11 protein-coding genes and 1 riboswitch are annotated in these 13,830 nt (G+C 39.5%); of the genes, 6 read left to right on the forward strand and 5 right to left on the reverse strand.

Translation table 11 applies throughout. The annotated features are described in order from the left end of the window. Positions 1-27 precede the first annotated feature (27 nt). From ACRCA4_RS08780 to ACRCA4_RS08790, 3 genes are read left to right on the forward strand one after another with little or no spacing between them, the layout of a single operon-like run. Positions 28-2,625, forward strand: a complete 2,598-nt coding sequence (locus ACRCA4_RS08780; protein ID WP_433187070.1) for a YdbH domain-containing protein — start codon at positions 28-30, stop codon at positions 2,623-2,625. Further along, positions 2,622-2,810, forward strand: a complete 189-nt coding sequence (locus tag ACRCA4_RS08785) for a YnbE family lipoprotein (RefSeq protein WP_433187073.1) — start codon at positions 2,622-2,624, stop codon at positions 2,808-2,810. Before ACRCA4_RS08780 ends, ACRCA4_RS08785 begins: the two co-directional genes overlap by 4 nt. A 9-nt stretch (positions 2,811-2,819) precedes the next feature. Further along, positions 2,820-3,173, forward strand: coding sequence for a YdbL family protein (locus ACRCA4_RS08790; protein WP_433187076.1), 354 nt, complete (start codon positions 2,820-2,822; stop codon positions 3,171-3,173). 65 nt (positions 3,174-3,238) lie between these two features. Here the strand turns inward: ACRCA4_RS08790 and ACRCA4_RS08795 are convergent, their stop codons facing one another. Beyond that, the gene (locus ACRCA4_RS08795; RefSeq protein ID WP_433187079.1) at positions 3,239-3,562 is read right to left on the reverse strand and encodes a DUF1840 domain-containing protein; all 324 of its coding nucleotides are present in this window, start codon (positions 3,560-3,562) and stop codon (positions 3,239-3,241) included. 79 nt (positions 3,563-3,641) lie between these two features. Here ACRCA4_RS08795 and glpK point away from each other — a divergent pair, with 79 nt between their 5' ends. Further along, positions 3,642-5,123, forward strand: coding sequence for a glycerol kinase GlpK (gene glpK, locus ACRCA4_RS08800; RefSeq protein ID WP_433187082.1), 1,482 nt, complete (start codon positions 3,642-3,644; stop codon positions 5,121-5,123). A gap of 44 nt (positions 5,124-5,167) precedes the next feature. After that, positions 5,168-5,257: riboswitch (cyclic di-GMP riboswitch) on the forward strand. A 96-nt stretch (positions 5,258-5,353) separates the two neighbouring features. Then, on the forward strand, positions 5,354-5,725 hold the full coding sequence (locus tag ACRCA4_RS08805; RefSeq protein ID WP_433187085.1) for a DUF3718 domain-containing protein: 372 nt from the start codon (positions 5,354-5,356) through the stop codon (positions 5,723-5,725). 58 nt (positions 5,726-5,783) lie between these two features. On the opposite strand, the gene ACRCA4_RS08810 is transcribed toward ACRCA4_RS08805, so the two are convergent. Beyond that, positions 5,784-7,343: a cation:proton antiporter domain-containing protein gene (locus ACRCA4_RS08810; RefSeq protein WP_433187087.1), complete on the reverse strand. Its 1,560-nt coding sequence runs from the start codon at positions 7,341-7,343 to the stop codon at positions 5,784-5,786. Positions 7,344-7,388: 45 nt separating this feature from the next. Further along, positions 7,389-7,919 (reverse strand): MgtC/SapB family protein, encoded by a 531-nt coding sequence (locus ACRCA4_RS08815; protein ID WP_433187090.1) that lies wholly within the window; start codon positions 7,917-7,919, stop codon positions 7,389-7,391. Positions 7,920-8,152: 233 nt separating this feature from the next. On the opposite strand from ACRCA4_RS08815, the gene ACRCA4_RS08820 reads away from it, so the two are divergent. Continuing rightward, the gene (locus ACRCA4_RS08820; RefSeq protein WP_433187092.1) at positions 8,153-11,329 is read left to right on the forward strand and encodes an amidohydrolase family protein; all 3,177 of its coding nucleotides are present in this window, start codon (positions 8,153-8,155) and stop codon (positions 11,327-11,329) included. A gap of 42 nt (positions 11,330-11,371) precedes the next feature. Here the strand turns inward: ACRCA4_RS08820 and ACRCA4_RS08825 are convergent, their stop codons facing one another. Further along, a complete protein-coding gene (locus tag ACRCA4_RS08825) occupies positions 11,372-12,853 on the reverse strand; it encodes an FG-GAP repeat domain-containing protein (RefSeq protein ID WP_433187095.1) in 1,482 nt (493 codons plus the stop codon). Positions 12,854-12,979: 126 nt separating this feature from the next. Then, positions 12,980-13,783, reverse strand: a complete 804-nt coding sequence (locus ACRCA4_RS08830) for a DUF1338 domain-containing protein (RefSeq protein ID WP_433187098.1) — start codon at positions 13,781-13,783, stop codon at positions 12,980-12,982. Between the last annotated feature and the right edge of the window lie 47 nt (positions 13,784-13,830).

Consider the following 13,830-nt stretch of genomic DNA (forward strand, 5'->3'; position numbering starts at 1 on the left):
GTTTAAAGTTATTGCTAAGGCAAGATTATGACTAAACTAGCTAAATTCATTCTGCTGTTTTTTTTACTGTTAGCTATAAGCTTAGCTGCGGCTGTTGGCTATGTGCAACATAAACTAACTAATTTACCAATAACTAATTTAAAATATCATATTGATAGCATTAGCTTTAGGCATATTCAACTTAGCCAATTAAGCTTAACCTTACTGCAGCCGCAACTCGATATTCAGTTTGAGAAAGTAACACTCCACTGGCAGTGGCTAAGTGGGCTAACACCAAAAGTGGATATAATTGAGTTCAAGCAAGGCCATTTAAATTTAAAACAATGGCCTCAAAATAAAGATATAGCGACAAAAGATGCTGGCAATGATAATACTTTTCAGCTTCCCAAAGACTGGACCTGGCCGGCAGCCTTGCCTAATACCATAAAACTCACCCAGATCCAGTTGCAAATTCCCTGCGCACAACATCAATGCGGTTATTACTTAACCGCAGAGTTAAGCAATAAAACCAACTTATTAAATTACCAAATACAATTAGCTGACAATACACAGCAACCAAGAGCCAAACTATCTGGACAAATACAGCTTCAACAAGCCTCAGCTAAGCTAAGTAGTGAGCTAATTGTGGATAACACTATATCGCTAGTGTTAGAACAAAGCCTATCTCAACAGCCTGATACCTTGTTATCGGTTAGCAATATAGCATTAACAGCCCAACCTTTATCTCCTTGGTTAGTGCAACAACTACAAAATTGGCAAATAGAATTACCTAAACCGGCAATAGAGCAATTAACCGCTCCTATAAAGCTAGATAGCCACGCTGAACTAGCAATAGCGCTACCTTTAAATAATGCTAAGTCTTGGCAACAGATAAGTGGCCAGTGGCAGTTAAACGCAAACCTACCCAACCAAGTTAGCTTACCTAAAGTAGGCTTAATTAAAGGTGACCTATCTAGTCAGCTTAAGCTAAATAAAGGTCAAGTAGAGTACTATCAACTACAGACAAAACTAAATTTACAGCCTGTACCTTTATCTCCATTTTTAACACAGTATGGAATTAATCTAGCCGGTCTAAATGTTGATGAAATACTGATTGAAGCTGCAGCAGATGGTAGCCAGCAACCAACACTTGCGGCTTTACCTATTACAGTTGACATTAATACTTTAGGCTCGACACAGGCCAAGTTTCACAGCCAACTTATAGTTAACGCCAGTGAAAATTATGGCGTTAAATTCAATAAGACAAAACTAAAACTGCAACAACCTAAATTAAGTTACCCAATCACTGACACTGAACAACTTCTAGTAGAACAGTTTGCCATAGACTCCGAGTTTACAGCCCACTGGAGTTCTAACGTATGGCAACTTTCAATAGCGAAATTCAAAGCAAACGCTGCAGCACTGCAACTAAATGACATTTATGCTAAGAAAGTTACTTTGACACTACAGCCAAGCACACTGGAAAATCAGGAAAAGATGAGTATAAATAGCCAATTTAAACTCATTGCTGCCAGTGTAGAGCAACCTAATTTAGTGCCCCAGTCATGGCAGTACCAAGGCACTATGCAAGGCCCTTTAGATAAGCTGGAATTAGATGGCAGAATTGCTAATGCCGCTAATTTAGCGCTCACACATCAACTCACTTATACGCCCGAGGTTACTCATATAGAGTGGCTACTAGACGAAATATTTATCTTAGCCGGCAACCCTATTGCCGCTAGCTTTAAGGCATGGCCAAACTTATTGGAGCTTAACCGCGGTAAAATTCAGGCCAATGGCAGTGCTGAATTTAAAGAAAACATGGCTCAAATCAGTGCCAAGGTAAACTTGAATGCGTTATCTGGTGTCTATGATAGAACCCTATTTAAAGCGCTAAGCAGCGAGGTTTTAATAAATGCTAATAACGATAATCTGTTTATAGATATTCCTTTTGCCAGTTTAAATGAATTTTCACAAGGCGTTGAATTAGGCCCTATTAATTTTCGCGGTCACTATAAAGCTAAAACTGTTGACGCTATGATAGGAGTAGCCGAAATAAAACAGCTAACTATCAATGCCATGGGTGGACAAATCGCAGCTGAACCCACCGAGGTTAACCTAGCTAAGCAACAACATGTTATTAAACTACAACTAGATAAAATCGATTTAGCCAAAGTGTTACAGCAGCACCCTACTTCAGATTTGTCCGGCAATGGCAAAATATCTGGCACTATTCCTTTGTTGATTAGTCAAAAAGGCATCAGTGTAGACCAAGGCTATCTAGCCGCTGAAAGCCCTGGAGGTCAGTTACAATACCGCCCAGCGGCAGCATCTAGCATGGCAGCGGGTAATAAAAACATGAAAACTGTGCTTAATGCGTTAGATAATTTTCATTACTCAGTATTGTCTAGTAATGTCAGTTATGATATCGCAGGGAAACTTAATTTAGCGTTGGCTATTCAAGGTAATAACCCTAACTTTGAAAAAGGCCGAGCTATCAACTTCACGATTAATTTAGAAGAAGATATCCCAGCTTTAATAACGAGCATGCAGTTGAGCAGCCAAATTAACGACACAATAAAAAGACGAGTACAACAACGTTTACAGCAAAAATCTGCTAAGGATCCTAATGGAGAATCGCCATGATTAAACAAAGTGCCATCGCTTTTAGCTTAGCGCTATTGGCCACGGCTTGTACGCCTAAAGTACAAGTAGAAATGCCCGCCGAACCGATAAATATTAATTTGAATGTAAAAATTCAACATGAAATATTTATTAAAGTTGACAAGCAACTAGATGAATTATTTAGCGATTCTAGTGGTTTATTCTAAGGAGCAAGTATGAAATATTTAACTTATATAAAGGTATTACTCGTAGCTGCAGCTTTAACCCTTAGTTTGCCTACATTAGCAATAAACTTACAGCAAGCTATGTCGGCATTAAGCGAAGTTAAAGAGCAAGGCCTAGTAGGTGAGCAAGCAAATGGCTATTTAGGCTTAGTGACGCCAGATGCGCATGCAGAACAAGTGATTAAATTAATTAACGATGCTCGCCGCGCTGAATATACAAAATTAGCCCAGCGTAATAGCATAGCGGTATCTGATGTTGAAGCTTTAGCAGGAAAAAAGGCTATCGAGCGCACTAGCTCTGGCCATTATATTTTATTAGAGGGGAAATGGGTTAAAAAGCACTAAAGTATAGCCTAGCTAAGTTGATTTAGTTTGATTTACGCTAGGCTACATTTTTTGTATTAGTTCAGTTATTCCCAATAAACTGATACTTGCTTTTTTTCTGCTTTTGTCAGTAACTCAATTAAAGGCTGAGCTCGAGTTTGCATAGAAACATGCTCACGGTTTATAGTATCGGGTTTAGCCTTGTCTGCCACTTCTTTCAAACGCTCTTTCTCTTCTTGCTCTAACCTAGCCAGCTCTTGTTTTAATGCTTGTAAGGCCGCAGGCACGTCTTCAGCATAGAATGCAGAAGGAACTTTATTATCTCTTCCCATCATGGCGAGTAATTTAAGGGCTATATTTGCAAAATAGGCAGTATCACTACCCGCTTTTGATTTAAAAGTTACAATCATAAACGCCTCTTTTTAGCTATAGGCACAGTGCCTATTTATTGATAGTCTAAATTAACTTGTCAATAGTAGATTATAAGCGATGTCAGAATATATTCTTGCAATAGATCAGGGTACAACCTCCAGCCGAGCTATTATTTATAATCGACAGCTTGGGGCTATCACAATAGCGCAACAAGAAGTTACGTTAATCTACCCTCATTCTGGCTGGGTTGAGCAAGACCCAGAGCAAATTTGGCAAAGTGTTTATTCTTGTATAAATACCGCCCTTAAACAGACTAAATTACAGGCTTCAGATATTGCTGCGCTAGCTATTACTAATCAACGTGAAACCAGCGTTTTGTGGAATAAACACACAGGTGTGACGCTTTATAATGCAATTGTTTGGCAGGATAGACGCACTGCCGATACTTGTCATCAATTACAGCAGCAAGGCCATTTAACCGATATTCAGCAGCGTACGGGGCTGCGAATCGATCCTTATTTTTCGGCGACTAAACTAGCTTGGCTACTAGATAAGGTCCCTAATGCTCGTAATCTGGCCGATAAGCATCAATTATGCTTTGGCACAGTAGATAGCTATCTATTATGGCGCTTAACTGCTGGCAAGGTTCACGCAACGGATGCTACTAATGCTAGCCGCACTTTGTTATTTAATATCCATACCCTAAACTGGGATCCTACATTACTCGAATTATTTAATATTCCAAGCTCACTACTGGCTGATATAAAAGATAACGCAGCCGATTTTGGTCATACTGATCCAAGTTTATTTGGTGCTAGTATTCCAATCTACGCCATGATAGGCGATCAACAAGCGGCTTTATTAGGTCAAGCTTGTACCCATACAGGTATGGCTAAAAGCACCTATGGTACAGGTTGCTTTACTATGATAAATACCGGCAGCAAAGTGTTTACCAGCCAGAACCAGCTTATTAGCACGCTAGCTTGGCAAATTAATGCTAAACCAACCTATGCGATGGAAGGCAGTATTTTTATGGCTGGCGCTATAGTGCAATGGTTACGTGATAAGCTAGGCATTATTCAGCAAGCTAGCGAAACTGAAAGCTTAGCTCAAGGCGTCCCCTATCAGCAATCTGAGTTACTTATTCCTGCCTTTACTGGTCTAGGTGCGCCCTATTGGCAACCTAATAGCCAAGCGGCTATTTTTGGTATGACTCGTAATACAGGTAAGGCCGAGCTAGCAGCTGCAGCTTTATTAAGTGTGTGTTACCAAAGTCGAGATCTTTTAACTGCAATATCAGCAGATGGCATGCAACTTGATACTCTTAGAGTTGATGGCGGCATGACAAACAATAATTGGTTTTTACAAGCATTAGCAGATTTAACGCAACAGACGATACAATCCTGTCATACCGCAGAAACCAGCGTACTAGGCGCTGCATTTCTTGCAGGCCTACAATTAGGTTATTTCAACCAGATAACTGATATTGATACGATGTGGCATCCAAATAGGAATTACATTCCTATTATTGAGCCGCAACAAGCTAAAGCGTTATACCAACGCTGGCAGCATAGTGTTAATGCCGTTATTAAGTATTAAATATAATTATCCTTGCTTATAAACCAGCAATGATTAGAATGCGCGTCCAAGAAAGGCAAGTCATCTGAAAAGGTGTACACGCAAAGCTGCGGATCTAAGGCATGAAATCATGCTAGGGTGGCCGGGCTACCATCGTTAAATCGATGTTTAATCTGTCTCTTTCAAGAGTTAAGCAGCGTTAAACCTGTCCTTTCATAACGTTTTATTACTCACTCTTTTGGAGCCATATTATGAACATTAAACTTACTTTATTAACTGCTGCTTTTGTTGCTAGCTCTTTTGTTGCCACACCTGCAATGGCTAATGACCAGCTAGCCTTATCAATTTGTTCATATGTAGCTGACGATAATAAAAACAGCTTAAGAAAAACCTTATCTGACAATCGTTTACGCTTACGCAACGTCTATGATTCAATTGTTTGTGATGGCTTACCTTTAGTGCGTCATGCCATAAAAAGTAATGCTGTTGACTCAGCCAGCTTTATCATAAGCCAACTTCCGAGCAGCCAAGTTGCCGCTTATGGTGATATTGAATGGGCACAAACAAATGGTTTTGCCAACTCAGAAATACTTAATGCTATTAAAGAACGTAGTGCGAGCTAAGTTTTAAATTAAAAAAAAGACGCTATACGCGTCTTTTTTTTCACTATTTCATAAATCATTAAGCGGCATTGCTATTATTACTAAAACACCGTTGCTTAACATGTTCGGCAATACCGACTCCGGCTTCAGACATAGTTAGATAGGTTTCATTAGCACCAGCAACGATAATGGCATTAGCCTCATCATCGTGCATACTGTGTGAAATTATTTCACCAGTAAAGCCTATTTTTCGTAATTTTTGAGCTGCTATTACTTTAGCTTCAACATCATTTAAACTTAAAATAACCGCTTGCACCGAGCCAAAATCCAGCCCTTGCCAGAACACCTGATCCTCAGCATCAGCATAAAACACATTAAAGCCTTGCTCTTGCAAGTTAACTACTTTTGCCGGATCAGAGTCCATGGCTATTAATGAAACATCTTTTTCAAGATGATTATAAGCCGCCTTACCGGTACGCCCTAAGCCCATAATCAACACTTGGGCAGTACCTAATGAAACCGGCTGTTCATCAGGGTGATGTGTATCTCTTTCGAATTTAAATAATTTATTACTAATTCGATCATAAATAGGATGGGCAAAACGATTCAGTGGCGCTGAAATAACAAATGACATAGCCACCGTTAACGCCAGTGGAATTAACCATTCAGGTAACACAACACTGGCTACTATTAAACCAAACTCGCTATAATTGGTTAAACTTAAACTTGTTAAAAAAGCACTTCGCGACCGTAATTTAAAGAAGATGAGTAATAGGAAAAGCAATACCGCTTTTAATGGTAATAATAACGTCATCACCCCTGCGAACAGCCAAGCATTAGCATCAGGTAAACCATCTATACCTATTTGTAAAAAGAAACCAACCAAGAAAACTTCTTTTATACTCCACAACGATTTAGATAACTCTTCTGCTCTTGGATGCTTAGCTAACATAGCGCCAAAAACTAAAGCCCCCAACTCGGAACTCAAACCAACTGCTTCAAAACCAGAGCCACCAATTACTAAGGCTAACAGTAAACCAAATAAAATTAATAAATCTTCATGACCGCTGGCATCAAACAATCTAAATAGTATCGGCCTAAATAGCGGCAGCGTAAAAACAAGAAGCGCCCATGGTGACGGTACTGTGCCATTAGCTAAGCTCATCACCAGTAATGCAAGTAAGTCTTGCATGATCAAAATACCAATAGCGACTCGGCCATGAAAGGCGCGTAACTCGCGTTTAGCTTCCAGTACCTTAGCGGCTAATACGGTACTAGAAAAAGCTAAAGCTACTGCCAGCATTAAGGCTTGATAAAAACTCACATCAAAAATAAAAAAAGCAGCCGGAAAAGTTAAAATAATAGATAAAGTAAAATGTAATAAACTTGAACCAAACACTTCTGGTTTACCTAAACTGCGCACATTTAGCTTTAAACCAACAGTAAATAGCAGCAGTAACACCCCTAAATGCGCTACATGATGAACTATCGTTGTCCCATTAGCGGGAAGACTTAACCCCGATGCACTCGCTGAGATTAAAAAGCCTGCTAATAAATAACCAATTAAGGGTGGTAACCCAATGGTACGCACTAATAAACCGAGTGTGAAAGCGAATCCTATCCATACAGCTTCTAACATCTTTAACTACCAATTTTTTGTCAGTGCAGTTATTGCACATATTTATCATATTTTAGTTTTTTTATTCAGCTTTCTGCGCCGAAATAAACGGCCCTTTCTTTTACCAAACCACACCTTATAAGTTTGATGAACTCCTCGGCGCAGTATGGATGACGAATCTTCAAGAAAATCGATACCTATTAATATAATGACCACTAAAACAGACAGCTTTACCGCCACAAGTCCATGACCAACACCTATTGATACACCGATAGCAGCTAGCACCCAGATTGTAGCAGCCGACGTCACCCCAACAACAACACCATCCCGACTTAACATTACCCCCGCACCAAGAAAACCTACGCCAGTAATCACTTGGCCAATAATTCTTGAAGGGTCAATCATCTCACTATTAATAGACATTGACGTTGCTATAAAAAGATAAGTACCTGTAACGATCAAAATAGACGTGCGGATCCCTGCGGGCTTGCCCCTTAGCTGTCGCTCTAAGCCAATAATAGTGCCACAAAGCAAGGCTATACCAATATCAGTCCAACTATACGGCGCTATAGCAAGAGCCGCAGACCAATCTAACATCTTTCTTCCCTTACGACTTTTTTAATAGAATTCATATTCTACAGCGCCATTACTACTTTTTTTGTTTAATAATTTATAGTTATGGCTGCTATAAAGAAAAAAATAACTGATTTATCTATATTTTGTGCAATTGTAACGTATTAGCTTACTTTTCGCCTTAACTCAATGCTATTGTTTAAATCACTCTATTAGATAAATTGACTAATCATATTAAAACTTAAAGGATGGCACTCATGAAGCTATTTAAACCCTCCATTCTCGCGCTAGCATTAAGCAGTTGCCTACTGCATGCCGAAACCACTAATGTAAAATGGGATGTGAATGCTCCCCAAGGAGAGTTTAAAACAGTTAATATCAATGTCTCTCAGGGCAGTTGGATGAATATTGATATTAGCCCTGATGGTAAAACCATTGCTTTTGATTTATTGGGTGATATTTATATCATGCCCATACAAGGTGGCAAAGCAACCGCACTTACCCAAGATATAGGTTGGCAAATGCAGCCTAAATTTAGCCCTGATGGTAAATATATCGCCTTTACCAGCGATCAAGGTGGTGGCGATAATATCTGGATTATGAATGCCGATGGCTCTGAGCAAAAAGCGGTTACTAATGAAACCTTTCGTTTATTAAATAGCCCTGATTGGAGCCCTGACGGTGAATTTATTATTGCCAGAAAGCATTTTACTGCTAGCCGCTCCTTAGGCGCGGGCGAAATTTGGCAATATCATAAGTCTGGTGGTGCTGGCATTAAATTAACGACACGCAAGAACGATCAAAAAGATTTAGGCGAACCGGCTTTTTCTCCTGATGGCAATTATATCTATTTCTCACAAGACGATACCCCGGGTAAAACCTTCCATTACAGCAAAGATTCTGAAGCCGGTATCTATGCCATTAAACGCTTTGAGCGCAGTAGCGGTGAGTTCGAAACCATTTTAAAAGGCCCAGGTGGTGCGATTAGACCTACCCCTTCACCTGATGGTAAGTTTTTAGCCTACATCCGCAGAGTTGATTTTCAAACTAGCCTGTTTCTATATAACTTAGAAAGTGGTGAAAATATTAAGTTATTCGATGGCTTAGATCGCGATATGCAGGAAACTTGGGCTATCCATGGCGTATATCCAACCATAAGCTGGACACCTGACAATAAGTCATTAGTGTTTTGGGCGGGTGGTGAAATTCATAAGCTTAATGTCGTTAAAAAACAATTAGAAAAGATCCCCTTCTCGGTTAATACCGACAAACAAGTGCAAACGACAGTTAGAGTTCAGCAAAACTTAGATCACGATTATGTCGATAGTAAAATGCTGCGCTTTGTTCAGGTTTCACCTAATGGTAAGCAAGCGGTGTTTTCTGCCATGGGCTATTTATATATAACCGATGTTAAAGATCCTAAGCCTCGCCGATTAACTAAGCAAGTTGCTGAATTTGAGTTTTATCCGCAGTTTTCGCGCGATGGCAAACACTTAGTCTATACAACCTGGAATGATCAGCAGCAAGGTACAGTTAAAATTATTAACCTACGCAATGGTCGTGTAACAAAACTGACTGAACAGCTGGGGAAATATGTAGAGCCCGTATTTAGCCCTGATGGTAAAACGATAGTTTATCGTAAAGTTTCTGGCGGTAGCTTATTAGCTAAAGAATGGTCACTGAATACCGGTTTATATCAAGTAAGTCATAAAGGTGGTGATAGCCGTTTTATTAGCAAGAATGGTTATGCACCTATGTTCACAGACAACAATGACTATGTTTATGCGATGGACTATGGCAGCGCTCCAAGTTTAATTCGTATAGACTTAACTAAGCATAGCCAACAAACACTCTATACTGCTAAATTTGGTACTGAGTTTAAATTATCACCCGATGGCAAGTATTTAGCTTTTGCAGATCGGTTTAAAATCTTTGTTACGCCTTTTACCGAGCGTGGTAGCCCAATTGATATTAGTGGTACCGATAAACAGTTCCCGGTAAAACAGTTATCTGTTCGAGCCGGTGAGTATATTAGCTGGAGTAGCGATAGCCGTAATCTCTACTGGAGCTTAGGTCCAGAGCTATACCATGCCAGTATTGAGGGTATTTTTGACGATATTAAAACAGAAAAATTTGCAGTAGAAAATGGCACTAACTTAAGTGTTAAAGTGCCAGCTGATATACCTAAAGGTGTAGTGGCTTTTGTTGGTGGCCAAGTTATTACTATGAATAATGATCAGGTTATTCAAGATGGTGTAGTTGTTGTTGAAAATAACAAAATTATTGCCGTGGGTAGCCGCCAAGATATTGCAGTACCCGTTAAAGCGAAGGTCATTGATATTAGCGGTAAAACCATTATGCCCGGCTTATTTGATGCCCATGCCCATGGCGCCCAAGGCAGCAACCAATTGATCCCACAGCAAAACTGGAAAAATTATACGTCACTTGCGTTTGGCGTCACAGCTATTCATGATCCATCAAATGATACCCGCGAAATTTTCACCGCAAGTGAAATGCAAAAAGCCGGCATTATTGCTGGACCACGTATTTTTTCAACCGGCACCATTTTATATGGCGCTGAAGGTGCAGGTTACACCTCTCATATCGATAGTTTAGACGATGCTAAATTCCACTTAGAGCGTTTAAAGAAAGCAGGTGCCTTTAGTGTGAAAAGTTACAATCAGCCTAGACGAAATCAGCGTCAACAAGTGATCCAAGCTGCCCGTGAGCTAGAGATGATGGTGGTACCTGAAGGCGGCTCTTTAATGCAGCATAACTTAACCATGATTGTAGATGGCCATACCACTATTGAGCATGCCTTACCGGCTGCTGCGATATATGATGATATCAAACAACTTTGGTTAGGCAGTGAAACAGCTTATACACCTACTTTAGTTGTTGCTTACGGCGGAATTTGGGGTGAAAACTACTGGTACGATAAAACCGATGTTTGGCAGCACCCTAAACTAAGTAAGTTCGTCCCTAAAGATCCATTAGCAGCACGCAGTATGCGCCGACCTAAAGCGCCTGATCACCACTATAATCACTTTGCTGTAGCAGAAACGGCAAAGCAACTATCTGATCAAGGTGTTATAGCCAATATTGGTGCCCACGGCCAACGTGATGGTTTAGGTGCTCACTGGGAAATTTGGATGTTTGCCCAAGGCGGCATGTCACCATTAGAAGCACTAAAAACAGCAACCATTAATCCAGCTAAAACCTTTGGTATGGATCATCAATTAGGTAGCCTAGAGGTTGGTAAGCTAGCAGATTTAATTGTTATTGACGGTGATCCATTACAAAATATTCGCGTTACCGATAAAGTAACCCACACTATGGTCAACGGTCGTTTATTTGATGCTAATACCCTTGATGAAATTGGATTGCGTGATCATAAACGTCAACCCTTTTCATTTGAAAACAAGGCTAATTAACTAAGCGAATAAGTGCTATTATCAATAAAAAGCTAACTGTGATCAGTTAGCTTTTTTTATTGGACTTAAAAGTAAGATCAAACGGTTTCGCTGTGACTCTGAGTCTTGGCTAGAAAAAGGCAAAATAATATCTTGTTTATTATCGTTATTTAAATCAACTACTTTAACTTGCTTAGCATCACGCGGTAGGTCTACTTTAATCGATTGGCTACTTCGCTGAAAAAGGCGATCATTATCAGGTAAATAAAATTTTAACTTCGCCAAACCGTCGCCCATAATTAAGCTAGTGCTGCCATCTGCGCTTAAATCAGCCAGTTGTAATAAGGGCATATCAAACCTAAAATCACCTATGCTTACGTCAATAGTGGCGCGCTGGCGAAAATTTGCCTTAGTATTATATCGGCGATTATTATCAAGCAAATAAAAGTCGACATCTAAGCTAGCACTGCCGCGCAGTAACACCCGAATAATAGTACCAACACCAAAATGCGTACTCGAAATATAAAAATCTTGTTTACCATCGCCATTAATATCGGCAATTTTAACAGCGATTGGTGAAGAGTCTGTGTTAATAGTGGTATCTGGCTCTAAGTTAAACTTAATTCCCCGTTCTCCTTTGTGACCAAAGTGAACCCTAAAACTGGTTTTACGCTCTAAAGCATCAATAAAGTGTTCGCGATTAACTACAATATCAACCACACCATCACCATCAATATCGGTAATTTTAGCTAAAGTATCAATGTTTTTACCGGCATAGGTCGCCCCCGCATCATTACGTTGATCTGCTTCTTGCTCTGTAGACATAGTTATTGGCCAACCAAGTTTCGCAGCGCTAGTGCTAAAACTGCTATCGGCTTGTTGTAAAAATGCATAAAATTGGCCATGCATAATAAAGACGATATCTAAGTAGTCATCGTCATTGGCATCAAGGATAAAATACTCTCTGGGTTGATAATTTGGATCTTGCTGCCAACTTTTCACTAATGCCGGCACTTCAAGTTTGTAATGGTTAAACTGGCCATTGGCTTGTTGGCGAAATAAATGAAAATAATTAAAATCAGGTAATAAAAAATCGCTTAATTCAGAGCCTAAATTAAGCACAAAATCACGTTGGCGCAACCTTGCGCTATCCACTAGCCGATATAAAGACTTGCTTTGTATTAAAGGCTTAACTTTACCACTAGGGCTAAGCCAACTAACCCCTTGTGTAGTTAAAAAAACAAGTTGTTCAGCATTTTGATTAGCTAAAATTGCGCTAGAGAAAAACTGAGCATCACTTGGGATCTGTAGCTGGGTAACGGTAAAGTCGGTTAACGAAACCTGACTTAACCAGCGTTCAAATTGGCTAAAACCAGAAACTATTAACTGTTTTTGCTTAGGCATAACCAATAAACTGCCATTGGCAGGATGGCTCAAGCTAACATCAACTTTATCAAAGCGTAATGTGTCATCAGCACCACTGTAAGTAGTGAACAGCGCCACAGCTGCAATGCCGACAATTCGTATTCTGCTTAGTAAAGCCATTATTAATCCTGTTTTTTATCCATTAAAAACTTAGTGTTTACGCAGCCCACAAAAAAAGCCAGCAAGTTGCTGGCTTTTTATAACATGAAAACAATAATTTAACGATTAGATTTTAACAATTATAGATTAACGGGCGTTGGTGCTTTCAAAAATTTTATCAGCAGACGCTGCCACAAAACCTGTATATAAATTCCCATTGGCCATTGGATAACGACGGGCAAATTCATAAAAACAACTCGGGATAGTGGCGGTAGTATCACTAAATTTAACTGGATGTAGATCAGCTAGAGTAGAAGACTGCTCTAAAAACACCTCTGGTGTGCCCTTAATTTCGCCACCTGACGTATTTAATAAATAGCCTGCATTTTTCAGTGTTTCATTTACTTGCTCTAACGTTTTAAAACTATGTAAATCGTTTACACTCACGGTGAAATGGTTAGCACGGTAACCCCAAGCAGCCACCCAAGCAGCATATTCGCTTTCAGCTAATAACTTCTCATAAGTAGCTTGGCTCACCTGCCAATGCGTACCAGAGTATAAGAAGTTATCTGCCGTCACGGCTGATTCTGGAATTTGCTCAACTAAAGCAGTGATAGTCTCACGTAAATAATCAGAACATTTATCTAACAGTAACTCAGAAATAAAGACTTTAGGTAAGCTAGTATCAGCATGCTCATAATGCTTAGCATATAATTTTTTAGCTTCAAAGTGGTATTCACCACATTCTTTATAACCTAAAGCGATAAAATGAGCGGCAAGCTTTTCTAAGTTAACTTTATCAATATTAAAAGTACGCAAAGCAATATGATCATTGATAATATTATCAAGTTGCGACGTACCTAACAGTTTATGAACACTTTTAGCTGAAGGTGTCACTTCAACATAGTTCTGCCATAAGTTATCAAAAAGCACTTTTACATCTGTATGCATGGTAAAAAAATCTCACAAATTAATTATTAATACGATTTAATGCTTAG

It is taken from the genome of Rheinheimera sp. WS51, from assembly GCF_050936095.1.
Lineage (GTDB): Bacteria > Pseudomonadota > Gammaproteobacteria > Enterobacterales > Alteromonadaceae > Alishewanella.

Coding starts and splice junctions, on each gene's coding strand:
- ACRCA4_RS08825 (WP_433187095.1), bottom strand. CDS start 12,853: ATGGCTTTACTAAGCAGAATACGAATTGTCGGCATTGCAGCTGTGGCG.
- ACRCA4_RS08805 (WP_433187085.1), top strand. CDS start 5,354: ATGAACATTAAACTTACTTTATTAACTGCTGCTTTTGTTGCTAGCTCT.
- ACRCA4_RS08810 (WP_433187087.1), bottom strand. CDS start 7,343: ATGTTAGAAGCTGTATGGATAGGATTCGCTTTCACACTCGGTTTATTA.
- glpK (WP_433187082.1), top strand. CDS start 3,642: ATGTCAGAATATATTCTTGCAATAGATCAGGGTACAACCTCCAGCCGA.
- ACRCA4_RS08785 (WP_433187073.1), top strand. CDS start 2,622: ATGATTAAACAAAGTGCCATCGCTTTTAGCTTAGCGCTATTGGCCACG.
- ACRCA4_RS08830 (WP_433187098.1), bottom strand. CDS start 13,783: ATGCATACAGATGTAAAAGTGCTTTTTGATAACTTATGGCAGAACTAT.
- ACRCA4_RS08815 (WP_433187090.1), bottom strand. CDS start 7,919: ATGTTAGATTGGTCTGCGGCTCTTGCTATAGCGCCGTATAGTTGGACT.
- ACRCA4_RS08780 (WP_433187070.1), top strand. CDS start 28: ATGACTAAACTAGCTAAATTCATTCTGCTGTTTTTTTTACTGTTAGCT.
- ACRCA4_RS08820 (WP_433187092.1), top strand. CDS start 8,153: ATGAAGCTATTTAAACCCTCCATTCTCGCGCTAGCATTAAGCAGTTGC.
- ACRCA4_RS08795 (WP_433187079.1), bottom strand. CDS start 3,562: ATGATTGTAACTTTTAAATCAAAAGCGGGTAGTGATACTGCCTATTTT.
- ACRCA4_RS08790 (WP_433187076.1), top strand. CDS start 2,820: ATGAAATATTTAACTTATATAAAGGTATTACTCGTAGCTGCAGCTTTA.